This is a genomic window from Gorillibacterium terrae (assembly GCF_051594785.1).
Taxonomy (GTDB): Bacteria; Bacillota; Bacilli; order Paenibacillales; family NBRC-103111; genus Gorillibacterium.
In genome coordinates this window covers 331,838-355,755 of record NZ_JBPPGI010000005.1, presented here as the reverse complement: position 1 = coordinate 355,755, position 23,918 = coordinate 331,838, and the positions used below count along the sequence as shown (strand labels likewise).

The window sequence follows — 23,918 nt, the reverse complement described above, 5'->3', positions numbered from 1 at the left end:
CCATTATTGTAGAATGACTTGCTGCCCTTCCTTTAATCCGTCGAGAATCTCCACCTCGGTGGACGTGACGATGCCCTTCTGGACATCCGCTTCCTTGCGGCTTTCCCCATCGAGCACCTGGACATAATCGCGCCCGAGGTAACTGCGCAGAGCGGCGCGCGGAATGAGGAGCGCATTCTCGTGCTTTTGCAGCGTGATCGTGAAGTCAACCGATTCGCCGATCGACGCCGTGTTCGGCAGCCCCTTCGCTTCCAGCACAATCGTCTTGGCGTCCTTGCCCGCCTGTTCGAGATTTGGGGTAGAGGGCGCCGTCGACGGAGTCTGCACCACCTTGCCTTCGTAGGTTTTGCCGCGATAGGTGAGGACCGCGTCCATCTGAACCTCCACGCCGGTCAAGTCGGTCGATTCGCCGGCTTCGTAACGCAGCTGGACGTCCTTCGGGTCGGCGACCGAGGCGACGGTGACGAAGGGCTGAATCATGTCCCCCTGCCGGAGCTCGGCCAGGTAGGTCACCACCCCGTCCCGGTCGGCCCGGAGCTCCATCTCGCCGAGCTGGCGCTTCAGGGCGTCCCGCTTCATCCGTACCATCTCCAGGTCGATGCTCTTCAGCCGGATCGTATCGGCATCGGCCTTCGCGGCGCGGGCCTGGTTCAGGTAAATCTCCGCCTTCTCGACGTTCAGCTCCTCCATCTTAAGCTGCATCGGCAAATCGCCCATATCCACCTGGGCGAGCAATTGTCCCTTCTTCACCGTTTCTCCGGAAGACACCAAGAAGGCGGAAAACCTCGCGCCGGAGACGCGAAATTGCAGCGATTGAGTCGACGCCGCGGTAAAGGTGGCGCTGCCGATCATGTTCTTGGCGATGACGCCCTTCTTGACCTCGCGCAGCTCCAGCTTCTCCTTCGCCGGCTTCACCAGCGGCGGCTTCAGCTCCGCTTCCTCCTTCGGAACCACCGAGCAGCCCGCCGCCAAAAAGAGGCTCGCCGCCGCCATCCCCGCGGCCAGCCGCCGCATCCGCTTGCCATTAGCTTTCATCTTCAAGTTGACCATCCTCCAGCGTATAGACATGGTCGACGATCTCGATGATCGCCGGGTCATGCGTGGTTAACAGAACGGTGATGCCGAAATCCCGGACCAGATCCTTGAACACCTTGATCACGGTCAGTCCCATCCGGCTGTCGAGCTCGGCCGTCGGCTCATCGGCGAGAACGAGCGAGGGCCGGTGGGCGATGGCGCGGGCGATCGCCACCCGCTGCTGCTCGCCGCCGGACAGTTCAAACGGCCGATGCTTCATTCGCGGCAGCATGCCGACGTAGTCGAGCGCCTCGCGGGCAAGCGCCGCATACTCCCGGCGGGGAACCCCGGCCACCCGAAGGCCGAATTCCACGTTCTCGTAAGCCGACATCAGCGGAATCAGCGCGTACGATTGAAAGATAAGCCCCATCTCCCGCCGCCGGATCAAGGTCCGTTCCGAATCGGACAGCGACGAGATGGCCCGGCCCTTGTAATAGACCGCGCCTTCCGTCGGCGTATCCAGAGCGGCCAGTAAATTGAGCAGCGTCGTCTTGCCGGAGCCCGAACGGCCGCGCAGCGCGACCAAGCGGCCCGCCGGGATGCTCAGATCCGCCCGCTTGAGCGCCTGAACGGAACCGCTTCCACTTCCATACGTCCGGGCAACGCCTACGGCCTGGAGCAAAGTTTCCATCGGTAAGCCAGCACCTCTCTTCCTTTGCCCTAACTGTAACCCCTTTCACAGACCATAAAAAAGACACCCTTTGTTGGAAAAGGTGTCGTTTTGTTCGAATCGGCGCTTCCCGGAGACAAGCCTTAGCGCCGCGGGCGCTCGGCGAACGCCTTGGGCGTCCGTCCGGTCATTTTCTTGAACGCTTTGGCGAAGACGCGGGCGTCGGGAATGCCGACGGCGGCGGCCGCTTCGTATACCTTGCTGCCGGCGGCGAGCCGGTTCTCCGCCTCGCGGATGCGAATGCCGAGCAGCGTCTCGCTGAGCGTCTCGCCGGTCTCCTTGCGGTACAGGTCGCTCAGGTACGCGCGGCTCAACCGAACGTGGTCGGCAATCGCCGCCGTGTCGATCGGCTCGGCGTAATGCGCGAGCATGAACGCCGTCGCTCGGCGCACGAACGGATTGCGGGACGCCTCGGCCACGAGCCCGCCCGGCGCTCCGGTCCAGAGGGCGCCGGCCTGCTCCAGCCAGCGGCCAAACCCGGCCGCGTCGGCAACCCGGCCGAGCTCGGCAAGATGAAGCTCCGCCGCCTCCGCAAGCTCGGGACGCCCGGCGGCGGACAGGCTGAAGCCCAGCTCGGCCAGCTCGCGGGCAAAGGGAAGGAGCGCCGCCGGATGCGGCTCGTCCGCCGCGACCCGGCCGAGGAAATCCCGCAGGGAATCCCGCACGCCCTCGGCGTTCCCCGAGGCGGCGGCCCGCAGGCAGCGGGTCTTGGCGTCCAGCGGAAGCGGCGCTTCCGCCCCTCTCGGCCCGGCCGGCGGTTCCAGCGCTTCCAGCCGCTCCGCCCCGGCCCGGTAGAAGCGGCGGCGCAGCTGCTCCCGGTGACCGCTAGCCGCCTGGCTGAGCCCCGCCGCCGAGGCGATGCGCGGCCCGAGGCCGACGAAGCCGCCGGCCTGCCGCCAATCCACGCGGGAGACTCCGGCGAAGCCGAGATACTCGCGGATGAGCGCCTCGGCCTGCCGGCAGCCGGCCTGGAACCGCGCGTGCTCCGAGGTATCCGCGAGGTCGGGGTACAGCCGAACGCCGGCGCCGGCACCCGCCGCCCACAGCGCTCCGGCGGGCAGGGCGAAGCCGGCCGTCCAAACCGACTCCCCCTCCCCGGCCGGAGCCGGGATGGCGGCAAGCGACGGACAGGCCGGGAAACCGGGCGGCGAATAGAACAAGAGGCTGGCGAGCGGCCCGGCGGAGAACAGCTCCCGCTCCAGCCGTTCGGACCAAGTCCCGCCGGTCAGCGCCAGCGTTATCTCGCCCGCCAGCCGGTTATGCCGGTTGGCGGCAGCCTCCTCTTCGCCGAGACGGGCCCGCCGTCCGGCTTCCCGCGCCTGCGCCACCTGAGCGCGGACCTCGCTCAGGACGGCGATCAGGCCTTCCGGCTCCATCGCGGGCTTGTGGATATAATCCTTCGCCCCCAGCTTCATCGCTTCCTTCACCCAGGCGAAGTCATCCAGGCAGCTCAGAACGACGATGCCGAGCTCGGGATCGGCCTCCCGCGCCCGGCGGATCAGCTCGAGCCCGTCCATCCGGGGCATGAGCAGGTCGGTGACGAGAAGCTCCACCCGCTCTTCGCCCATTCGCCGGAGCGCTTCCTCTCCGTCCTCCGCTTCTCCGACGAGACGAAAGCCGCTCCCTTCCCAATCGACCAGCTCCCGCATTCCCCTCCGAATGACGGGCTCATCGTCGACGATCAACACGTTCATGCTTCGCTCTTCCTCCTTGCCTGATCCCGCGCACTTCCATCCTCCCCGAAGCCGAAGGCATCCGTCTCTTCCGCCGGGTGAATCGGCAGGGTCAGCCGGACCTTCGTTCCGCCCCCCTCGCGGGGATACAGCAGCACCTGATGGTTCTCCCCGTAATGAAGCTTAAGCTTGGCGCGAATGTGCGACAGCCCGATACCGGTCATCTTCTGCTTGCGGGTCTCCGGCGGTCTTGCGGTCCGGCCGGTTCCCGCTTCCGCCTCCTCGGCAGCATCGGCTTCCTGGCGCAAGCCGACGCCGTCATCCTCCACCTCGATTACCAGCAGATCCCGTTCGAGGTAGGAGCGCACCCCGATGGTGCCTGTACCCCCGGCCGGGCCGATCCCGTGCAAGAGGGCATTCTCCACCAGCGGCTGCAGGATCAGCCGGGGCACGAGACAAGAGCCAGACAGGGGCTCGATGTCATACCGCACCGCAACCTGCTCGCCGAAGCGGAAGGTCTGGATTTCCATATAGTCCCGGATCAGCGAGACCTCCTCCCGAAGCGGCAGAAAATCGCCCTTCTTCCCGAGGCTGGCCTGCAGCAGCCGGACGAGGGCGCTGACCGCATCGGCGATCTGCGGCGTCTTGTTCAGCTTGGCCACCCATTTGATCGTGCTCAGGGTGTTATACAGAAAGTGGGGATTCAACTGATTGTGCAGCGCTTCGATCTCGGCTTCCTTCTTCAGTGCTTCCTCCACCTTGACCTGCCGGATCGCGTCCTCGAGCCGGTTCAGCATCTGGTTGTAGCTGTCTCCGACGCCTTCGATGTCGCGCGAGCCCTTGCCCAGCCAGTAGGCCTTCAAATCGCCCCGCTCCGCCCGGTTCATGAGGCTTTTCAGCTGCTGCAGCGGTCGGGTGATCTGCCGGGTAAGGAACAAGAAAGCGAGAATTCCAAAGACCGCAAGCAGGAAAATGGCAACGCCGAGCGTGGCGAGGAGAGCGCCGCGCGTCCGATGGCCGAGCGGGTTCTCCATGTCCAGCGAGGAAGTCCAGGCGATTCCCTGCGCGAAAAAGGTTCGTTCGGAGCGAAGGCGATCGCCGCCCAGGCTGACGGTTTCCCGCTCCGGCCGGGCGGTATCGCCGCTCTCCGGCGCGAGCGCCAGCCGAGTCGCCCGGAGCGTCTTCTGCATCCGGGCGAGAAAGGCGTCCAGGCTGCGTACCACGACGAAATCGTCCGTTTCCGCCGCAGCCTTAGGGGTCAGCGGACGAATGTAGCGCAGCCCCGCCGCCCGGACGCCCTCTTCCCGCAGATCGACGAGGTCGAACCCGGCCTGCGCCGGCGCCGCTTCGGCGCGGCTCAAGGCGGAATCGGCCGCACCGGCGCAGAGGGTACGCCCGGCCTGGCCGAGCACCAGGCAGAGGCTTTCCGCTTCCGGCAGGGCATCGAGCTCTCGTTCCAGGAGCTCGAGGACGGCGGCGGAGTCCTCCGTCCCGGGCGTTCCGGTGCCGGGCGGAACCTCGGTGCGGGCCGCCAGCGCCAGCCGGGAGATCAGCGGATCGGCGGCCAGCCGCTCCGCCGTCTGCCGGGTTTCCTCCAGCCAGCTTGCCGTCGCTTCCGCGAACCGGTCCTGCGTGCGGCTAACCGAATCGTGCAGAACCCGGTTCTCCGCCTCCGCGGTTTCCGCCCTCTGCACGAGAAGCAGAGCCGCCGCGAGAATCAGGGCAGCGCCGAGAAACCCGGCGAGCAGCCGAAGCCGCAGGCTGCCGAACGGCTCCCGGTCCTTCCCCCTGTTCATGGGCGGCGCCGTTCGTACACGCGGAATTCATGGGGATACGGATTCTTTTCATCGACGATACCGGGAGTGCAGGACGCAAGCTTCCAGTCCGCCTCCTCCCATTCCGTGAAAAACGTATCCGCTTCGAACGACTCGTCGATGACGGTCAGGTGAAGCCGGTCGGCATACGGGTAAAATAGCCGAAAGATCTCCGCGCCGCCGATGACGAACAGCTCCCGGTCGCGGAACCGCTCCGCCGCTTCGCGGGGAGACCGCACCACCTCCGCTCCCTCCGCCCGAAACTCCGGATCGCGGGTGGCCACGATGTTCGTCCGGCCGGGCAGCGGCTTGCCGATCGATTCGAAGGTTTTCCGGCCCATCAGCACCGGATGCCCCATGGTTGTCCGCTTGAAATAGGCCAGGTCGGCGGGCAGCCGCCAAGGCAGCGCGTTGCTGAGCCCGATCTCGCGGTTGCGGCCCATGGCGAGAATGAACGTGATCACACCGAAACCTCCCCCCGAATCCGGGGATGCGGATCATAGCCGCTCAAGGTAAAGTCCTCGTAGGCAAAATCAAAGATCGACCGCACCTCGGGATTCAGCGTCATGGTTGGCAGCGGGCGCGGCTCCCGGGTCAGCTGCAGCTCGACCTGCTCGAGGTGGTTGAGGTAGATGTGGGCATCGCCCAGGGTATGGATAAATTCGCCGGGCTTCAGGCCGCAGACCTGGGCAACCATCAGGGTCAGCAGAGCATACGATGCGATATTGAAGGGAACGCCGAGGAAGGTATCGGCGCTGCGCTGGTAGAGCTGGCAGGAAAGCCGGTCTTCCTGAACGTAAAATTGAAACAGCAGGTGACAGGGCACGAGCGCCATTTGATCGAGCTCTCCGACATTCCAGGCGCTGACGATGTGCCGGCGGGAGTACGGGTTGGTCTTGATCGACTCGACCACTTGGGCGATCTGGTCGATGGTACGGCCGTCGGCCGCCTCCCAGGAACGCCACTGCTTGCCGTATACCGGTCCGAGGTTGCCCGCCTCATCCGCCCATTCGTCCCAGATGGAGACTTTATTTTCCTTGAGGTAAGCGATGTTGGTATCGCCCTTCAGAAACCAGAGCAGCTCGTGAATGATCGATTTCAGGCTCATTTTCTTCGTGGTCAGAAGCGGAAAGCCCTTCGCCAGATCAAACCGCATCTGATAGCCGAAGGTGCTGATCGTACCGGTGCCGGTGCGGTCCTCCCGGCGCGAGCCGTTCTCCAGAATATGTCTGCACAAGTCGAGATAAGCGTTCATGCCAGCCTCCTTGGGTTCTTTCGAAGCTTTCTTTCGCAGCTTTCTTTCGTAACTTCGATTATAGCAGCTTTTCCACCAGCCGATGAGTGGGCAGGGTCCGGTCGGCGCGGATTTCGCACTCCTGCGGATGGCCGATACTATCCAGAAAATGGTTGATTGCTCCGAGGAAGCCTCTGCGCTCCAGGACGGTCTCCCAGCTGCCGAACGAAACGGCCCGCTCCCCGTCGGAGACGGAGGAGAGCACAGCCCGCTCCAGGTTTACCACTTCGGCGGAACGGCCCGACCCGTGCAGGCAGAGCCGCTCCGTGTCGCTTCCGGCCGCCCGGTTCATGGCATAATGCGCGCTGAGCTCCCCCGCCGACAGCTCCCCCGAGGCGTGCAGCAGTCGGCCGTCCGGTCCGATGCGCAGGCTTCGGCCGACCAGCTCCGGCTCTTGTCCCGAAAGCCAGACCAGAAGATCGAGCATATGGATCAGATCATCGTACAGGGTCCGCTTGGCGTCATGCTTCTGCTGGCGGACGCGATGCTTCTCCGCCGAAGCATAAGCGATGCCGCCTGATGCCTGCACGTGATCACGGGCCTGGCGGATGAGCGGAGCAAACCGCCGGTTGAAGCCGACCGCGAGCAGCTGCCCGCGGGACAGCGCCTCCTCGGCCATCGTCTCCGACTCGCCGAGCTCATAGGACAGCGGCTTGTCGACATAAACATCCATTCCCTGCCGCAGGCAGGCCAGCACCAGCCCGGCATGGGCTTCCGTCGGCGCGTGGATGAATGCCGCTTCCGGCTCGGCGGCGAAGACACCGGCCAGGTCGGTACAGCCGACAGGGAAGCGGTACTCCGCTTGAATTCGTTCCACCGTCTCGGAGCGGCGACTCATTACAGCGACGACCTCTGCGCCCGGATGCCGGGACAGGATCGGCAGATAGGCCTTTTGGGCGATGTCGCCGAGGCCGATGACGGCGATTCTGCGTCGGTTCATGAAGCGATCCTCCTTATTGTCCTTGCTATACGGCGGACCCGGGACGTTGAAGCGCGGCGGCGTCCAGCACAACCGGTTCCTTCGGAACGCAGGCCAGCTCGAACTCGCCGATCAGCTCCTGCGGCCGGACCGGCTCCGGCCGATCCAGCAGGCCGCTCCAATGCGCCAGGCAGCCGACTACGTCCTCGGCGCGGACGCCGGAGCGGCGCAAGGCGGCGACGCCGACGGCCCCGTGCCGCTTGGACAGCCGCGCTCCGTCCGGTCCGTAGAGCAGGGGCACATGGGCGTACGCCGGGGCGGAACAGCCGAGCGCCTCCAGCAGCAGCAGTTGGCGCGGGGTGGAATCGAGCAGGTCCATTCCGCGCAGCACGTCGGTGATGCCCATAGCCGCATCATCGACGGATACCGCGAGCTGGTAGGCGATGATGCCGTCGGCCCGGCGGACGACAAAATCTCCGCCGGCCCCCGGCGGAAACCGCTGCTCGCCCATCAGGCCGTCGACGAACCGCACTTCCCGTTCCGGCAGGGCGAACCGCAGCGAGGGCGACTTGGCCGCCGTCCGCTCCGCCCGTTCGCCGGCTGACAGCCGTCGGCAGGTTCCCGGATAGGCCGGCCCCTCCGAGCCGAGCCCGTGCGGTGCGCTCGCCAGTTGGGCGAGATCGGCCCGGCTGCAAAAGCAGGGATAGAGCAGTCCCGCCGCCGCAAGCTTCTCCAACGCCTGCTCGTAGAGACCGGTTCGCCGGCTCTGCTCGTAAGGACCGGCCGGTCCGCCTTCTTCGGGTCCCTCGTCAAAGTCCAGGCCGAGCCAGGCCAAATCGCGCAGAATCTCCTCGGCCCATACCGCCCGGGATCGCGGTTTGTCGATATCCTCCATGCGGAGAAGGATTTCTCCTCCGGCCGCCCGCATCTGCAGCCAAGCCAGCAGCGCGGTCCGCGCGTTGCCGAGATGCAGGCTGCCCGAGGGAGTCGGAGCGAATCTTCCCCGCCGTCTACGGGTTCCGTCCGCCATGTCGCATTCCTCCGTAATGATTTTCCCTTCCCACCTTACTACACTTTCCGCGCCTTGGGAAACCCCGCCGGACAAAGTTGCTCCGCCTAATCGAGGCTGGCCAACCACGCAAAAAAGACATCTCCCTGAAGAGAGATGCCTACGTGTTGCCGAGAATGCCAACTTAGGGAAAACCCAGCCAGGACCCGTCGTCGTCATGGTCGTCGTCCTTGTCTTTATTTTTGTCCTTATCTTTATCTTTGTCTTTGTCTTTGTCTTTATCTTTGTCTTTATCTTTGTCTTTATCTTTGTCTTTATCTTTATCTTTATCTTTATCTTTATCTTTATCTTTATCTTTATCTTTATCTTTGTCTTTGTCCGGGCCTTTGTCGTTGTCCTTGCCTATCGGTCCGCCATTTCCGCCGTTCCCATTCTTGTCTCCGGGGGTATTCTTGCCGGTATCCTTGCCCGGGAGTCCATTGTCGTCGGGAGTCGGCCGGACGCTTGCGGTTTGCAGCGGAGTCGAGACCCCGTCCTTTTCCGAGTTGCCTTTGCCGGCGTTGCCCTTCGGAGAGGGCCATGCGGTCCCGCTCGTCCGGTTCGGCTCCGGCGTCTTGCCGGATACCGCTTGAACCGGGTCGGACGAAGGCGACCGCGTCGGGCGGGCCGCCTGCGGGCTCGGCGACTCCGAAGCCTCGGCCGGTGCGAGATTCTCCTGCTTGTTCTTCAGCTTGCGGTCCAGCTCGCCGCTCTTCTCTTCCTTAAGCAGCGCCTCCAGGCTCTCCTTGGTCAATTCCTTGGCCTTGATAAACTCCTCCATGCTTCCGGCGGCTTGGGCCAGCTTGCGCAAGGGCTGCGTCTTGAACTCGTCGACCGTCACGGCGTATCCGTTGTTCTTCGCGCTTAAATAAGCGGCATATTTGCCGGTGGAGAGCTCGGCCTTCTTCGCCTCGCTGCGCAGGTCGGGCGTAGCCGGAAGCGCGGCGACCTCATACTGCTCCACTTCGTTGGAATGATTCTTCTCCAAGTAAGTCTGGACCGTGGAAGCCAGCTCCTCGGTGAGCCGGGTATCCACCAGACGGCTGTCCTTGACCGTAGTGGCGGTGATCATGATGTCGCCCTCCCCGGAAGAGAGGTAGTCCCCCTCCGCGCGGGACAAAAGCTCCGTCATCACCTCGTCGAGGGTTTTGCCTTTGTACTCCAACCCCTGGATCAGGGCAGCCCCATCGTCGTTCAGGCTGCTTAGCGCCTTCACCTTCTCCATCTTGTCGACCCCGATCTCCACGCTCGGGTTGATGTCGAGCGAGACGTAAGCGACGACGCTCCGTCCGGCGAACCAGGTTGCAGGATCCCCCACCCCGGAGAATCCGCCAAAGATCATCACACAGATGAGAATCGCCGCAACCAGGGAAGACAGGACGGATAACGGGGTCAGGCGGTCGCGGTTTACGGCCTCGGACGGCGCAAAAGCGATTTCTTCCCCGACCCGGCACGTCCGTTTCTTGCGGGCGATTTCGCGGAACTGCCCGTCACCGGTCATGACGATCAGGGTTTTTTCCCTTTTTTCCATCACGATACCTTTGCTCATGAAGACACGCTCATTTCTGTGGAATTTCCGTCTCGGAGATACTCGCGGAGGTAAGGATAGGGGCCGTGATGGATGAGAGCGATGGCGATGATGTATTTGCGGCCTCGTTCGATGGTCTTGCGGGACAACCCGGTGCGCGAGGTCAGCTCGGCGACCGGCAGCAGCTTTTTGCCGATCAGGTAGCGCATCAAATCGGCGTCTCCGGCAAGCGTCCGCCCCACCTTCATCAAGAGGAGGCGCGAGTCGGCGTGCTTGGGCGAAGCCTGGACGAGCTCGGCAAAACGGATTTCAAATTCATGCAGCACGCGGTTGAAATCGAGGATTTCGCTTTGCCGCTCCTCCGCGATCCGGCCGGACTCGTGCGCTTCCACGGCCAGCTTGTTTTCCAGCGGGTGCAGGCCTCCGGTCTCCTCCGTCTCTCCAGCCCGTTCGAACGAGCTGAAGGGAATGCTGCCGGAATGCCGTTCCTCCTTGCGGAAGTAATCGATCAGCCGGCGGCGGATCACCGTCTCGGCGAAGCCGAGAAACGAGCGTCCCGCGTCGCGGTCAAAGCCGTCGATGGCTTCGTTGAAGGCGGCGAGCGCGATGCTGTACTCATCGTCCCGGGAGGGATCGATGTACCGTTTGCAGATTTGGCTGGTTATTTTGGCCACATAGGGCTGATAAGCGGTGATGAACGCGTTTCTCGCTTCCTCGTCGCCGTCCTGGATGACGGCCACTTGCTTTTCCGGCTCCACGGCGGTGTTCTTCGAGGAAGCACCCGAGGAATCCCTTCCCAAAAATCGTTTGATCATGGCGAGTATCACAACTCCACCTCACATATAGTTTTCGCAGGTTCGCTCTTGCTTGCGGGGGTCTGGCGGCGCTGTTGCACGTTTGGATTGCAAATCTTATTCGACATTATACCACAACTTCCCTGCCTGCCATGCAGAGCGGACGGGAACCCGGGAAGCGGCGCCGCAGCATTCGCCGACAGAACAAGGGAACGCCTGCACGCGGGGCGGGCAATGGATCCATCGATCAAGCCAGGAAGGAGCGGAGCGGTCCTATCCAAACAAACGAAAAAGAAGCCGCCTTTGTTTCACCAAAGACCGGCTTCCTTATACCCTTTTTTCCGAATGATTCCGGTTGTCCGCAGCGCGCGTTCTTATCCCGTCATGCGCCTTCCGCCGATCAGCTCCCGCTGGGAACTGAGCGCGGCAAGCCGTTCCTTGAGCTGCCCTTCCCATTCCCCGTCGCCGAAATCCTTGGCCACCCGCAACAGATCGAGCGACATATCGATCTGGCGATCCACCAGCTGCCCCGGCTCATCCTTTTCCTGGTTGATGCAGTTTTCCAACAGCTCCTCGGTTTTGTGCCCCTGCACGTAATCCATAAAATTTATTTCAGGGGCTCCATCAACCGCCACATACTCCGCCAATATTTCAAACTCCCGCCGAACCAGATAATGAACCTCCGTACGGTGGCATACGGGGCAAAACAGGGTAGGTACATTTAACATGCGAGTGCGCAAGTGCTGTAAGGTTCCACGAGTGCCGATCATGCTAGCGCCGCAGCAAAAGCTCATCGAGCTCCCCTCCTTCTATGAGAATGATTCTCTTATTTCTATCTTATCCAGTTGGAAGGGTTTTGAAAAAGGATGGAAAAAATTTTTCTCCGTCTGCTTAAGCGCGGAGGAATCTGGCTAAATAACGGGTAAGCTGCGAGGCAGGGGGAGTCCTGCCCGCCACCGGGAAGGAGAGATGCGCATGGACAGCTATTACGGAGATTGGTTCGCCGCCCGCTATCAGGAGACTCGCCGCCGCTTGACCGAAGCGGTGGAGCCGCTCGATGAAACGGCGATCAACTGGCGGCCGCAGGTCGGCAGCCGAAGCATTATGGAGCTGGTGGCCGACCTCGCCGCCAGCCTGCAGGAGCGGCTCCGGCCGGAACGGGATTCCTCCGTGCTGGAGCGGGAGCCTTACTGGATGAGCAAGGAAGAGCTGCTGCGGCTCATCGACCGCTGCTTCCGCCGGCTGGCGGAGCTGGCTTCCGCGTATGGGGAGCAAGCCGGATCTAGGTCCGACCGGCTGGAGCTGCTGCATGAATGCAACCATCTGGTCTCCGAGCGCCTCGGCCAGGTGCTCTACCTCGCCCGGATGCAAAAAGCGGAACCCGCCTTCCTCTATGAAAGAGAAAAGGCGGATTCCGCTTAAGGACCGGCCGGCCCGTTGGAGTCGTCAGGGTTCGTTCGGTTCGCTCGGTTCGTTCGGTTCGGCCGGATCGGGGTAAGCCGCCTGGTACCGCTCTTCGTCCCAGAGGTCTTCGGCCTCTTCCGGGGACGACAGCTCCAGCTCCACCAGCCAGGTCGCGTACGGATCGAGGTTGATGTAACCGGGGTTGTTCCCCACCGCCGGGTTGACGGCGGTGACGATGCCGCTTACGGGCGCTTCCAGCTCGCTGACCGATTTGACCGATTCCACGCTGCCGAAGGGATCTCCCGCCGCGAGCCGCTCCCCCGTACGGGGAAGTTCCGCGAAGACGATCATCCCGAGCTCGTTTTGAAGATAATCCGTCAAGCCCAGCCTCGCCGTCTTTCCTTCCAAGGCGACCCACACGTGGCTGCCGCTGTATTTTCTTGTCGATTGCGTATGCCCCATCTTCTTCTCCTTTCCGCCCATGCAAAAGCCTTCCGCCGGGAAACTACTGCCGCGGAAGGCTTAAGACGCTTGTCCGGCTATCCTTCGAGGGTAGCACCGAAAAAAAGGAAAGTCAATCGCAGGAGGTTACCGGATGGCGGCGGCGATGAGGTCGCCCATCGCTGCCGTTCCGAGCGCTGCGCTCTTATCCACGGCGATGTCTCCCGTCCGGTGGCCGGCGTCCAGCACTTCGGCGACGGCGCGTTCGATAGCGGCGGCGGCTTCGTGGTAGCCGAAGGTGAGCCGGTACATCAGCGCGACGGACAGGATGGTGGCGACCGGGTTGGCCACGCCGAGCCCGGCGATATCGGGAGCCGATCCGTGCACCGGCTCGTACAGGCCGAAGCTGCCTTCGCCGAGCGAGGCGGACGAAAGCATGCCGATCGAGCCGGTCAGCATGGCGGCTTCGTCGCTCAGAATGTCGCCGAACATGTTCTCGGTGACGATGACGTCGAAGCTCGACGGACGGCGCAGGAGCTGCATGGCGCAGTTGTCGACCAGCACATGCTCGAGCTCGACGTCCGGATAGTCGGCCGAGATGCGGATGACGGTCTCGCGCCAGAGGCGGGACGTCTCCAGCACATTCGCCTTGTCCACCGAGGCCAGCTTCTTCCGCCGGGTGCGGGCGATCTCGAAGCCCTGGCGGGCGATGCGCTCCACCTCCTTGACGTTGTAGGAGCTGGTGTCCACCGCCTCCTCGCCGCCTTCGCTCTCCCGGCGGAATTTCTCGCCGAAGTAGATGCCGCCCGTCAGCTCGCGGACGACGATCAGATCGGTGCCGGCGAGCACCTCCGGCTTCAGCGTCGACGCTTCCTTCAGGCAGTCGAAGACCATGGCCGGCCGGATATTGGAGAACAGGCCGAGCGCTTTGCGAATGCCGAGCAGCCCCGTCTCCGGGCGCAGCTCCTTCGGGTTGGTGTCCCATTTCGGTCCGCCGACGGCTCCGAGCAGGACGGCGTCGGACCGTTGGCACATCGCCAGCGTCTCCTCGGGCAGCGGCGTTCCCCGCTCGTCAATGGCGATTCCGCCGAACAAGCCGTATTCAAATTCGAAGGACAGCCCGTAGACCTCCTCCGTCTTGCGCATTGCCTTGATTGCTTCCGCGACCACTTCCGGGCCAATGCCGTCTCCCTCGATCACGGCGATCTTTTTCACGTCTGCCATCCGTTTCCTCTCCTTCGGTCACTGAACATCTTCCTTCATTCTGGCACAGGCCCATCCATTTGACCAAGATATAAAATCTATTGAGATGATAGACAGAATCAATAAAGCCATCGGCGTAAAAAACCGCAAGCCGGTCGCTGCTCGGCGATTCGGCTTGCGGTTTAACGATACGGCTTGCGGCTTGCGGTTTGCTAAGGCTGCGGTCTCACGTGCGGCCGATGGAAATGCGGGATACACGCGGGGAAGGCCGCCGAGCTTGCCGAAATGTTGCAAAAGGGCTAAGCGAGCGTCACGCCGTCGCGGCGGCCTTCCGCAAGCGACCGCTTGCGGTCGAGGAGCCGATTCAGCGAATCGACGTAAGCGCGGGCGCTGGCTTCCAGAATGTCGGTGCTGACGCCCCGACCTTGGGAGGAGATTCCGTCCTGGGCCAGCACGACGTGCACCTCGCCGAGCGCATCCTTGCCGTGGGTGACGGCATGGATGGAATAGTCCTGCAATTCGACGGCTTCGCCGGTGGCCTTGTCGAGCGCTTTGTAGATCGCATCGACCGAGCCGTTGCCGGCCGCCGCTTCTTCTACGACGGCGCCTGCCGCCGTATGAATCCGCACCGACGCCGTCGGCACGGAAGCGTTGCTGTAGGCGACCTGGATGGTCTCCAGCACGAACGCTTCGGGCACGGCGATCAGCTTCTCTTCGATCAGCGCCCGGATGTCTTCGTCGGAGATGTCCTTCTTCTTATCGGCGAGTTCCTTGAACTTGGCGAACGCTTCGTTTATCCGTTCGTCGTCCAGCGTATAGCCGAGGTCGATCAGCTTCTCGCGGAAGGCGTGGCGGCCGGACAGCTTGCCGAGCGTCAGCTTGCTCTCGCGCAGGCCGATCGTCTGCGGAGAAATGATCTCGTAGGTGCTCTTCTCCTTCAGCACGCCGTCCTGGTGAATGCCGGATTCATGGGCGAAGGCGTTGGCGCCGACGATCGCCTTGTTGCTCGGCACCGGCATGCCGGTCAGGCGGCTGACCAGCCGGCTGGTGCGGGCGATCTCCGTCAGCACGAGGCCGGTCTTCGCCTGGAAGAAGTCCTGGCGGGTTTCCAGCGCCAGCGCGATCTCCTCCAGCGCCGTGTTGCCCGCGCGCTCGCCGATCCCGTTGAAAGTGCCCTCCACCTGATCGGCTCCGTTCAGCACCGCCGCGAGGGAATTGGCCGTCGCCATTCCCAAGTCATCGTGGCAGTGGCAGCTCAGCTGAATCTTCTCGATTCCCGGAACCCGCTCCTTGACCGTCTTGAAGATGTTGCCGTATTCCGCCGGGGAGAGATACCCCACCGTATCCGGAATGTTCACGACAGAAGCGCCGGCGCGGATGGCCATCGCCACGACCTCGCAGAGGAAATCGAGCTCGGTGCGGCCGCCGTCCTCGGGTGAAAATTCGACTTTATCGAAATGCTTGCGGGCATACCGGATCGCTGCCTCCGCCGCCTCAAGCACCTCGTGCTTTTCCATGCGGAGCTTGTGCTTGCGATGGATGGGCGAGGTGGCGAGGAACAGATGCAGCCGCGGGTCCTGGGCATCCTTCAGGGCTTTCACCGCCGCGTCGATATCCTGCTCGCGGCAGCGCGACAGCGCCGTGATGGAAGCGTTCCGCACCGCGCGGGCGACCTCGCCGACGCTTGCCACTTCTCCCGGAGAGGAGGCCGGGAACCCCGCTTCAATGCGGTCCATGCCCAGCTTCTCCAATTGAAGGGCGATCTCCACCTTTTCCTGGGTATTGAGATGAACGCCCGGCGTCTGCTCTCCGTCGCGGAGAGTCGTGTCAAACAGATAAATCTTCCTCAACCCATTCCACCTCCTGTATAGGTAATCTCTTGCCCGGTACGACGTTATTTCTTGATCCAGTGCATCATTTCGCGCAGGCGGCCGCCGACCACTTCGATCGGGTGTTCGGCTTCATTGCGGCGGGTAGCCGTCAGGAAGGCACGGCCGGATTGATTCTCCAGAATGAAGTCGCGGGCGAATTTGCCTTGTTGGATATCGGCCAGCACCCGCTTCATTTCCTTCTTGGTCTCCTCCGTCACGAGACGCGGACCGGTGACATAATCGCCGTACTCGGCCGTGTTGCTGATCGAATCGCGCATGGTGGCGAGGCCGCCTTCGTAGATCAGGTCCACGATCAGCTTCATTTCATGAAGGCATTCGAAGTAGGCCATTTCCGGAGCGTAGCCGGCTTCCGTCAGCGTTTCGAAGCCCGCCTTGATCAGCGCCGTCACGCCGCCGCAGAGCACGGCCTGCTCGCCGAACAAGTCGGTTTCGGTTTCTTCCTTAAAGGAGGTCTCGATTACGCCGGCGCGGGTACAGCCGATCCCCTTCGCATAGGCGAGGCCGATGGCCTGGGCATTGCCCGTTGCGTCCTGATGGATAGCGATCAGGCCGGGAACGCCGAAGCCTTCCACATACGTGCGGCGAACCATGTGTCCCGGCGATTTCGGAGCGACGAGGAGAACGTCGACGCCCGAGGGAGCCACGATCTGGCCGAAATGAACGTTGAAGCCGTGCGAGAACAGCAGGGCGTTGCCCGGTACGAGGTTCGCTTCGATCTCGTCCTTGTACACCGTCGCTTGGGTTTCATCCGGCATGAGGATCTGTACGACATCGGCCAATTTGCTGGCTTCGGCTACCGTATAGACGTCGAAGCCGTCGTTCTTCGCCTTATCGAACGATTTGCCCGGACGCAGGCCGATGATAACCTTGATGCCGCTGTCGCGCAGGTTCTGCGCTTGCGCATGCCCCTGGCTTCCGTACCCGATGACCGCGACCGTCTTGCCCTTCAGCGCGGCGAAATCCGCGTCTTGCTCGTAATAAACCGTAACTGCCATAACTGGTTGCCTCCTTTGGATTGACCCCTTCCAAGCAGGGACCTGAAGGGACGAATGCTCATCCGCTCAGGCTCCCCTTGGAAGGGAGAAAGTGCGACCGGCGAAAGCCGGTGAACCGGTACCGGAAATTCGGCCGCAGGCCGGCTCGCGAAGGACCCGCAGCCGGGACGGCTTCTTGCTTACTTGAGGCTGCGGATCATAGCGGTGACGCCGGTGCGCGACAGCTCGCGGATGCCGTAAGGCTTCAAGAGCTCGACAATCGCGTCGATCTTATCCGTGCTGCCCACCGCCTGGACGATCATCGCCGACGGCCCGATGTCGACGACCGAGGCGCGGAAGGTCTCGACCACGCCGAGAATCTCCGGCCGGGCGGACGGCTCCGAAGCCACCTTAATCAGCGCCACCTCCCGCTCCACGTTCGGATTCGAGCTCAGGTCGATGACCTTGATGACGTCGATCAGCTTGTAGAGCTGCTTCTCGATCTGCTCCATCGTCGCATCGTCACCGTTTGTGACGATAATCATCCGCGACAGGCCGGGTTCTTCGGACGCGCCGACGGTGATGCTGTCAATGTTGTAGCCGCGGCGGCCGAACAGGCCGGCGACCCGCTGCAGGACGCCGGGCTGGTTGTTGACCAAGACGGAAATCGTATGCCTGGACTCGATCATTCCTCATCCCCCATTATCATCTTGTCGATGGTGTTGCCCTGGGTGACCATCGGGTACACGTTCTCGTGCTTGCGCACCCGGAAGTCGATGAGCACCGGCCCCGGCGTATCCAGCGCCTCCTGCCAGACCCGGCGCGCCTCCTCCTTGTTGGTCGCGCGCAGACCCTTGACGCCGTAAGCCTCGGCCAGCTTGACGAAGTCGGGGCTGCCGGCGAGGTCGATATGGCTGTAGCGCTGATCGTAGATGATCTCCTGCCACTGCCGCACCATCCCGAGCACCTGGTTGTTGATGATGACGATCTTGACCGGAATGTTGTGGATCGCACAGACCGCCAGCTCCTGCGAGCACATCTGGATGCCGCCGTCGCCGTTGATCGAGACGACCAGCTTGTCGGGATTGCCCATCTGAGCCCCGATGGCCGCCGGGAATCCGAAGCCCATCGTGCCCAGACCGCCGGAGGTGACGATGGAGCGGGGATGCTGGAACTTGTAGTATTGCGCCACCCACATCTGGTGCTGGCCGACGTCGGTGGTGACGATCGCTTCCCCGCCGGTCGTCTCGTGGATCAGCTCGATGACGAACTGCGGCTTCAGCTCCTCGTTGGAGTCGTTGTAGCGGAGCGGATATTCCCGCTTCATCCGCTGGATTTCCTCCAACCAGGGGCCGTCGGGCGCGGCCGACGCCTTGGTGTTGGCGTAAGCGAGGACGTTCTTGACGTGGCCGACCACCGGGATATCCGTCTTGACGTTCTTGCCGATTTCGGCCGGGTCGATGTCGATGTGGACGATCTTCTTCGCCTTCGGGGCGAAGCCGTTCAGTTCCATCGTCACCCGGTCATCGAACCGCGCTCCGATGTTGATCAAGAGATCGGCATTCTGGATCGCCATGTTCGCCGTGTAGGTGCCGTGCATGCCCGGCATGCCCATCCACAGCTCGTGGGCGCTCGGGAAGCCGCCCAGTCCGAGCAGCGTCGTCGCGATCGGAATGCGGGTCTTCTCGGCGAATTCGATCAGCTCCGCCGAGGCGTCCGCGCTGACGACGCCGCCGCCGGCGATGATCACCGGACGCTCGGCCTCGCGGATGGCCCGGATCATCTTGTCGACCTGCATCTTGTTGGGATCGGTCGTCGGGTTGTAGCCGCGGATGCTCACTTCCGGGGCGGGCCGGAACTCCGTGAGCTTGGCGGAGATATCCTTCGGGATATCGATCAGGACCGGACCCTTGCGGCCCGTTCCGGCAATATGAAAGGCTTCATGGATCACCCGCGGCAGCTCCTCGACGCTGCGCACCAGGTAGCTGTGCTTCGTCACGGGCATCGTGATGCCGGTGATATCCGCTTCCTGGAAGGCGTCGGTCCCGATCAGGGGACTGGCGACGTTGCCGGTGATGACCACAAGCGGAACGGAGTCCATGTACGCGGTGGCGATGCCGGTGACCAGGTTGGTCGCCCCCGGACCGGAGGTGGCGATGCAGACGCCCACCTTGCCGGTGGTGCGGGCATAGCCGTCTGCCGCATGAATGGCTCCCTGCTCGTGGCGGGTAAGCAAATGATGGAAGTCGGGGTTGCCGTGCATGGCGTCGTAGATGTACAGTACCGCGCCGCCCGGATAGCCGAAGACGCATTCCACGCCTTCCAGGAGCAGGCAGCGCAGCAGGATCTCGGAGCCGGAGACGACGTCGGGCTTCAGCAGCTTGACCTTCAACTCTTCCTTCAACACTTTGGCCGGACTCGGAATACTCATTCTCTAACTCCTCCCTTGGTTTCCTCGCGTGACAGGGCGTCGATGCCGGCGATGAATCAAAAAACCCCTTTCGTCCCCGAACCGTTTCCTTGGTTCGAAGGGACGAAAGGGGTTAGCTTCCGTGGTACCACCCAGCTTTGCCCGCATCTCGCGATGCGGCGCCTTGGCCGGTGCGTCCCGCGTCTTGAGGGATGCACCGCGGCGCGTAACGGGCGCCGGACCGATTCTCCCTAATGCGCGGGCCGGCCCGCTTTTCAGGAAAACAGCTCCGAGGTGAGCTCGCTAACAAAGGATAGTGGCGTCGGTTTCAGCAAGATCCGTCCGCTCTCTGGTGCACCAGAGCCCTTGTCGCTTCGTCCTCATCATAGCTGATCTTTCGTGTGAGGTTTTGATTAAAGCTTATTATAGGCAGGCGATTTCCAATAGTCAATACCTCATTCGTTTAAACCGCTAAAGAATTTCTTCACAAGCTTCCTGCCTCCGGCGAAAAAGTCTTACCGGACGCGGCCTCCCCCGGCCATCCCGAACGGGATCACCTTTTTCTTTCGCGATGATAACCGGCCGTTTTATGCTACACTAAAGGACAATCCCCAGGAACGAAAGGAAGACGCGCATGCGCTTTTTGACGAGACGGGCCGACCGGCTCACGCCCTATACGGCGGGAGAGCAGCCCAAAGACCGCTCCTATATCAAGCTGAACACCAACGAAAACCCGTATCCTCCCTCCCCGGCGGTCCATGCCGAGATCGCCCGGGCGGCCGAGCGGCTTCGGCTCTACCCAGACCCGTTGTCCGGTGAGCTCCGGGAAGCGATCGGCGCCGTAGAGGGACTGGACCCATCCTGCGTCTTTTGCGGCAACGGCAGCGACGAGGTGCTGTCGCTGTCCTTCTACGCCTTTTTCGACGACGACCGACCGCTCCTGTTTCCCGACGTCACCTACAGCTTCTACCCGGTGTACGCGTCGTATTACGGGTTACCGACGAGCCGAATCCCCCTCAACGAGCGCTTCGAGATCGCGGTCGAGGATTACCTCCGGCCGGCAAGCGGCGTCATCTTCCCGAACCCGAATGCGCCGACGGGGATTGAGCTCGGGCAGGACGCCATCCGCCGCCTGCTGGAGTACCACCGCGACCGGGTGGTGGCAGTGGACGAGGCATATGTTGCCTTCGGAGCGCAAAGTGCCGCCCGGCTGATTGCGGACTACCCGAATCTGCTCGTGCTGCGCACCTTCAGCAAGTCCCATTCGCTCGCAGGACTTCGGGTCGGCTACGCGCTCGGCCAACCGCACCTGATCGAAGGACTCGTCCGGGTGAAGGATTCGTTCAACTCCTACCCCGTCGACCGGCTCGCCGAAGCTGCGGCGCGGGCCGCCATCCTCGACACGGCTTATTATACCGAGATCAACGCCAAGGTAGCCGCGACGCGCAACCGCTTCTCGGAGCGCTTAAGCGCACTCGGCTTCACGGTGCTGCCCTCGAAGGCGAACTTCGTGTTCGCTTCCCCGCCGCAGGCCGAAGCCCGGGACCTATTCCGACAGCTCCGGGAGCGGGGCATCCTTGTGCGCCATTTCGATCTGCCGCGGATCGGCAGCTTCCTGCGCATCACCATCGGCACGGACGAGGACATGGACCGGCTCGCCGAGGTGCTGACCGAGTTGACGCCGTAAGCGCGGCCTGAGGCCGGTAGAGCTCGGCCGGGATGCCGGACCGTTCCTTCGCGTTTCAGCCCGTTCCTTCGGGCTTCGCTCGGGACACCGACCCGCATGGTGTCCCCGCTGTTCTGCTCCGCGCCTGAGCTGCTTCATCCGAAAAAAAAGCCCGGCCGAGCCTCCTGACGGAGGTCGGACCGGGCTTTTGCGCGCGAGCGGTTCGGCTTACGCGTTGATTTTGGACTTCGCGGTGTTCGCGAGATCGGCGAACGCCTTGCTGTCGCTGATGGCGAGATCGGCCAGGATCTTGCGGTTCACGTTCACGCCGGCCAGCTTCAGGCCGTACATGAACTTGCTGTAGCTCAGACCGTTCTGGCGGGCGCCGGCGTTGATGCGGGTAACCCACAGGCGGCGGAAGTCGCGCTTTTTGCGGCGACGGTCGCGGTAAGCGTACAGACCGGACTTCATGACCTGCTGGTTGGCGGTCTTAAACAGGCGGTGCTTGGAACCGAAATAACCTTTTGCGAGCTTCAGTACTTTTTTATGACGACGGCGGGTTACGAAACCGCCCTTAACTCTTGCCATGGAATTCTACCTCCCGAGTGTTTTGAAGATTGGATTTACTTCACGTATACGATAATGCTCTTGATGCGTTTAACATCTCCGGGGGAGACAAGAGTTCCCTTACGCAGATGGCGCTTGCGGCCGGGCGATTTGCTTTCGAGAATGTGGCGCTTGTAAGCTTGGTTTCTCTTGATCTTGCCGCTGCCCGTCTTGGTGAAGCGCTTGGCTGCGGAGCGGTTCGTTTTCATTTTCGGCATTGACTTTATCCTCCTAGGACTGATTATGGATCTCACGCCTAACGGTCGATACTCGATTATGTGAAAAGGTCGGGCCGGCCTTATTTCGGCGACAGGATCATGATCATGCTGCGGCCTTCCAGCTTGGGCCGGCGTTCGACGACGCAAAGCTCCTTCGCTTCCTCCGCTACCCTCTCAAGCACCTTTTGTCCGATCGAAGCGTGAGTGATCTCACGACCGCGAAAGCGCACCGAACATTTGACCTTGTCTTGATCGTTCAAGAACTTGATGACATTGCGCAGTTTGGTCTGAAAATCGTGCTCGTCGATCGTCGCGCTGAAGCGAACTTCCTTCAGTTCGACCACCTTCTGGTTCTTGCGGGCTTCCTTCTCCTTCTTCTGCTGCTCGTAGCGGAACTTCCCGTAGTCCATGATCCGGCATACCGGCGGTTTGGCCTGCGGAGCCACGTTCACCAAGTCGAGATTGGCGTCGGCCGCAAGTTGAAAGGCTTCCCGGATCGGCACGATGCCCAGCTGTTCGCCTTCTGCGCCGATGAGCCGCACTTCCTTGGCACGAATTTCATCGTTAATCATATGGTCCTTACTGATAGCTTTCCACCTCCACGTAATGGTTGCTTGACCTGCCCAAAAATCAAAAGGAGATGCGGGCAGAATAAGGCCCACATCTCCATAGCTCGCAACAGCATTCGTAACGGTTTGGATGAACCAGCCGGCTGCTGCCGGGCAGGTGAGAAGCGGGCGCTTCTTCTTCGTGAAACACACTCAAACATCTTAGCATGCTGCGAAACGGATGTCAACAGTGATGATCAGCTCGCCTGCTTCTGCATCTCGTCGATGCGAATGACGCGCGTATGCTGGGTGTGGCTCCATTGCTTGTTGGTCTGCGTGAAGAACGCGTAGAACGTCAGCGGGTACCAGGACAAGAGATAGAGCGGGAAGGTAATGAGCGACTTGATGATCTTCTTCGGCGCCCTCTCCAGATACAGCGCAATCGGGAATTGGATCACGCTGAGCAGCGACAGCGTCATGAGCAGCCACGGCGCATGGGCGTACACGGACGTGAAATGCGCCTTGCCGGGCAGGAACATGTCCAGGTAGAGCACCGTCGTCACGACGCCGGTGATGAACACGTTGTAGACGTTCAGCGCATACAGCGCCATGTCGATCTTGGTCCAGCTCCGCTCCTTGATTCCCTGCCAGATCAGCGGGAAGAAGTAGCGGCGGGCCACCTCAAAGTGCCCCTGCATCCAGCGCAGCCGCTGCTTCCAGGAAGCCTTGAAGGAAAGCGGCTTCTCATCGAACACCTTCGCTTCGTAGTTGAAGATCGGCTTCACGCCGCGCTTGACGCAGCGCATGGTAAATTCCAGGTCCTCGACGAGGCTGGTCGCGCCCCAGCCGATCTCGCGCAGCAGCTTCGCCTCGAAGCACATGCCGGTTCCGCCGAGGTAGTTGGCCAGCCCCAGGTTGGTGCGGGACATCTGCCACAGCCGGTTGCAGAACCAGTAGGAAACGGCGTAGGCCGAGGTAATCCAGGAATCGTGCGGGTTCTTCGTATCCAGGTAAGCCTGGATGACCCGATGGCCCGCGCAGAGGTCGTTGTTCATGTGCCGCAGATAATCCGGGCTCGCCAGGTTGTCGGCATCGAACATCACGATGGCGTCGAATTGGCGGGGAAGCTTCCACAGCTCGCGGAGCATCCACTCGATGGCATAGCCTTTGCCGCGGCGCGACGAATCATGCCGTTCGAAGGCATGGACCCCGTAGCTGCGGGCGATGGAGGCCGTATTGTCGGTGCAGTTGTCGGCGATAACGAAGACTTCGTAAAGCTCCTTCGGGTAATTCAGGTGGCGCAGGTTTTCCAGCAGCGCGCCGACGACCTTCTCTTCGTTGTGGGCCGCTACGAGGATGGCGAACGACTTCTGCGGTTCGTAGACGGCGCGCTTGTCCTTTCGGGCAAGGCCGAAGAACGCCACGATCGTCTGGTACCCTCCGATCAGCACAAACACCACTTGTAAGACAACAAGCACCGTGTCCAGCATTGTGTTTCCCCCTTTTCAAATACAGCGCGTGCATTTGATTTTCTCTCTTTTTCCAAGGCTCTTTAGGTTCTTTATCTCTTTAAAGCGTTTCGAGAACGCGGCCCGACTCTGATTTTCGCTTGATTGTTTGTGTTTGTCAAAACCCCGGCTCCGGGAAAAAGCGGAGGCATCGCGAGGAAACGGGATGGTTATGTACCCACAGGGCCTCAGTTCGCCCCACAGCCCGCCAAAACCGGCCGTATTTGGCGTATT

23 protein-coding genes are annotated in these 23,918 nt (G+C 62.1%); 2 read left to right on the top strand and 21 right to left on the bottom strand.

Going from position 1 to position 23,918, the window contains the following annotated elements:
- Positions 1–3 precede the first annotated feature (3 nt).
- The 11 genes from ACSEXS_RS18545 to ACSEXS_RS18495 all read right to left on the bottom strand — a co-directional run bounded on the left by ACSEXS_RS18545 (position 4) and on the right by ACSEXS_RS18495 (position 11,608).
- Positions 4–1,035: an efflux RND transporter periplasmic adaptor subunit gene (locus ACSEXS_RS18545; RefSeq protein ID WP_438434756.1), complete on the bottom strand. Its 1,032-nt coding sequence runs from the start codon at positions 1,033–1,035 to the stop codon at positions 4–6.
- A complete protein-coding gene (locus ACSEXS_RS18540; protein WP_438434726.1) occupies positions 1,025–1,705 on the bottom strand; it encodes an ABC transporter ATP-binding protein in 681 nt (226 codons plus the stop codon). The genes ACSEXS_RS18545 and ACSEXS_RS18540 overlap by 11 nt, the downstream gene beginning before the upstream one ends.
- 122 nt (positions 1,706–1,827) lie before the next feature.
- Complete coding sequence (locus ACSEXS_RS18535) at positions 1,828–3,438, bottom strand: response regulator transcription factor (RefSeq protein ID WP_438434725.1); 1,611 nt, start codon at positions 3,436–3,438, stop codon at positions 1,828–1,830.
- Positions 3,435–5,213: a sensor histidine kinase gene (locus ACSEXS_RS18530; protein WP_438434724.1), complete on the bottom strand. Its 1,779-nt coding sequence runs from the start codon at positions 5,211–5,213 to the stop codon at positions 3,435–3,437. Before ACSEXS_RS18530 ends, ACSEXS_RS18535 begins: the two co-directional genes overlap by 4 nt.
- Positions 5,210–5,695, bottom strand: coding sequence for a dihydrofolate reductase (locus ACSEXS_RS18525; RefSeq protein ID WP_438434723.1), 486 nt, complete (start codon positions 5,693–5,695; stop codon positions 5,210–5,212). The genes ACSEXS_RS18530 and ACSEXS_RS18525 overlap by 4 nt, the downstream gene beginning before the upstream one ends.
- A complete protein-coding gene (locus ACSEXS_RS18520) occupies positions 5,692–6,486 on the bottom strand; it encodes a thymidylate synthase (protein WP_438434722.1) in 795 nt (264 codons plus the stop codon). The genes ACSEXS_RS18525 and ACSEXS_RS18520 overlap by 4 nt, the downstream gene beginning before the upstream one ends.
- 58 nt (positions 6,487–6,544) lie before the next feature.
- Positions 6,545–7,465, bottom strand: a complete 921-nt coding sequence (locus ACSEXS_RS18515) for a Gfo/Idh/MocA family protein (protein WP_438434721.1) — start codon at positions 7,463–7,465, stop codon at positions 6,545–6,547.
- Positions 7,466–7,490: 25 nt separating this feature from the next.
- Positions 7,491–8,474, bottom strand: a complete 984-nt coding sequence (gluQRS, locus tag ACSEXS_RS18510) for a tRNA glutamyl-Q(34) synthetase GluQRS (protein WP_438434720.1) — start codon at positions 8,472–8,474, stop codon at positions 7,491–7,493.
- Positions 8,475–8,637: 163 nt separating this feature from the next.
- Positions 8,638–10,041: an anti-sigma factor domain-containing protein gene (locus tag ACSEXS_RS18505; RefSeq protein WP_438434719.1), complete on the bottom strand. Its 1,404-nt coding sequence runs from the start codon at positions 10,039–10,041 to the stop codon at positions 8,638–8,640.
- Positions 10,038–10,835, bottom strand: a complete 798-nt coding sequence (gene sigI / locus ACSEXS_RS18500) for an RNA polymerase sigma-I factor (RefSeq protein WP_438434718.1) — start codon at positions 10,833–10,835, stop codon at positions 10,038–10,040. Before sigI ends, ACSEXS_RS18505 begins: the two co-directional genes overlap by 4 nt.
- A gap of 353 nt (positions 10,836–11,188) precedes the next feature.
- Positions 11,189–11,608, bottom strand: a complete 420-nt coding sequence (locus ACSEXS_RS18495; RefSeq protein ID WP_438434717.1) for a hypothetical protein — start codon at positions 11,606–11,608, stop codon at positions 11,189–11,191.
- A 181-nt stretch (positions 11,609–11,789) separates the two neighbouring features.
- Between ACSEXS_RS18495 and ACSEXS_RS18490 the strand changes: the two genes are divergently transcribed.
- Positions 11,790–12,236, top strand: a complete 447-nt coding sequence (locus ACSEXS_RS18490) for a DinB family protein (protein ID WP_438434716.1) — start codon at positions 11,790–11,792, stop codon at positions 12,234–12,236.
- A gap of 24 nt (positions 12,237–12,260) precedes the next feature.
- On the opposite strand, the gene ACSEXS_RS18485 is transcribed toward ACSEXS_RS18490, so the two are convergent.
- The 6 genes from ACSEXS_RS18485 to ilvB all read right to left on the bottom strand — a co-directional run bounded on the left by ACSEXS_RS18485 (position 12,261) and on the right by ilvB (position 19,159).
- Positions 12,261–12,701, bottom strand: coding sequence for a glycine cleavage system protein H (locus tag ACSEXS_RS18485; protein ID WP_438434715.1), 441 nt, complete (start codon positions 12,699–12,701; stop codon positions 12,261–12,263).
- A gap of 105 nt (positions 12,702–12,806) precedes the next feature.
- Positions 12,807–13,883 carry a 3-isopropylmalate dehydrogenase gene (leuB, locus tag ACSEXS_RS18480; RefSeq protein ID WP_438434714.1) on the bottom strand — a complete coding sequence of 359 codons (1,077 nt, stop codon included), beginning with the start codon at positions 13,881–13,883 and terminating at the stop codon, positions 12,807–12,809.
- Positions 13,884–14,161: 278 nt separating this feature from the next.
- Positions 14,162–15,712: a 2-isopropylmalate synthase gene (locus ACSEXS_RS18475; protein ID WP_438434713.1), complete on the bottom strand. Its 1,551-nt coding sequence runs from the start codon at positions 15,710–15,712 to the stop codon at positions 14,162–14,164.
- 44 nt (positions 15,713–15,756) lie between these two features.
- Positions 15,757–16,749, bottom strand: a complete 993-nt coding sequence (gene ilvC, locus ACSEXS_RS18470) for a ketol-acid reductoisomerase (RefSeq protein ID WP_438434712.1) — start codon at positions 16,747–16,749, stop codon at positions 15,757–15,759.
- Positions 16,750–16,928: 179 nt separating this feature from the next.
- Positions 16,929–17,417, bottom strand: coding sequence for an acetolactate synthase small subunit (ilvN, locus tag ACSEXS_RS18465; protein WP_438434711.1), 489 nt, complete (start codon positions 17,415–17,417; stop codon positions 16,929–16,931).
- Entirely contained in the window at positions 17,414–19,159 is a 1,746-nt protein-coding gene (gene ilvB / locus ACSEXS_RS18460; RefSeq protein WP_438434710.1) for a biosynthetic-type acetolactate synthase large subunit, read from the bottom strand. The genes ilvN and ilvB overlap by 4 nt, the downstream gene beginning before the upstream one ends.
- Before the next feature lie 613 nt (positions 19,160–19,772).
- Here ilvB and hisC point away from each other — a divergent pair.
- A complete protein-coding gene (gene hisC / locus ACSEXS_RS18455; protein ID WP_438434709.1) occupies positions 19,773–20,825 on the top strand; it encodes a histidinol-phosphate transaminase in 1,053 nt (350 codons plus the stop codon).
- Positions 20,826–21,032: 207 nt separating this feature from the next.
- On the opposite strand, the gene rplT is transcribed toward hisC, so the two are convergent.
- The 4 genes from rplT to ACSEXS_RS18435 all read right to left on the bottom strand — a co-directional run bounded on the left by rplT (position 21,033) and on the right by ACSEXS_RS18435 (position 23,666).
- A complete protein-coding gene (gene rplT, locus ACSEXS_RS18450; protein ID WP_438434708.1) occupies positions 21,033–21,392 on the bottom strand; it encodes a 50S ribosomal protein L20 in 360 nt (119 codons plus the stop codon).
- Between the two features lie 35 nt (positions 21,393–21,427).
- On the bottom strand, positions 21,428–21,628 hold the full coding sequence (gene rpmI / locus ACSEXS_RS18445) for a 50S ribosomal protein L35 (protein ID WP_438434707.1): 201 nt from the start codon (positions 21,626–21,628) through the stop codon (positions 21,428–21,430).
- A gap of 80 nt (positions 21,629–21,708) precedes the next feature.
- On the bottom strand, positions 21,709–22,200 hold the full coding sequence (gene infC / locus ACSEXS_RS18440; protein WP_438434706.1) for a translation initiation factor IF-3: 492 nt from the start codon (positions 22,198–22,200) through the stop codon (positions 21,709–21,711).
- Between the two features lie 233 nt (positions 22,201–22,433).
- A complete protein-coding gene (locus ACSEXS_RS18435; protein ID WP_438434705.1) occupies positions 22,434–23,666 on the bottom strand; it encodes a glycosyltransferase family 2 protein in 1,233 nt (410 codons plus the stop codon).
- Positions 23,667–23,918: the final 252 nt, after the last annotated feature.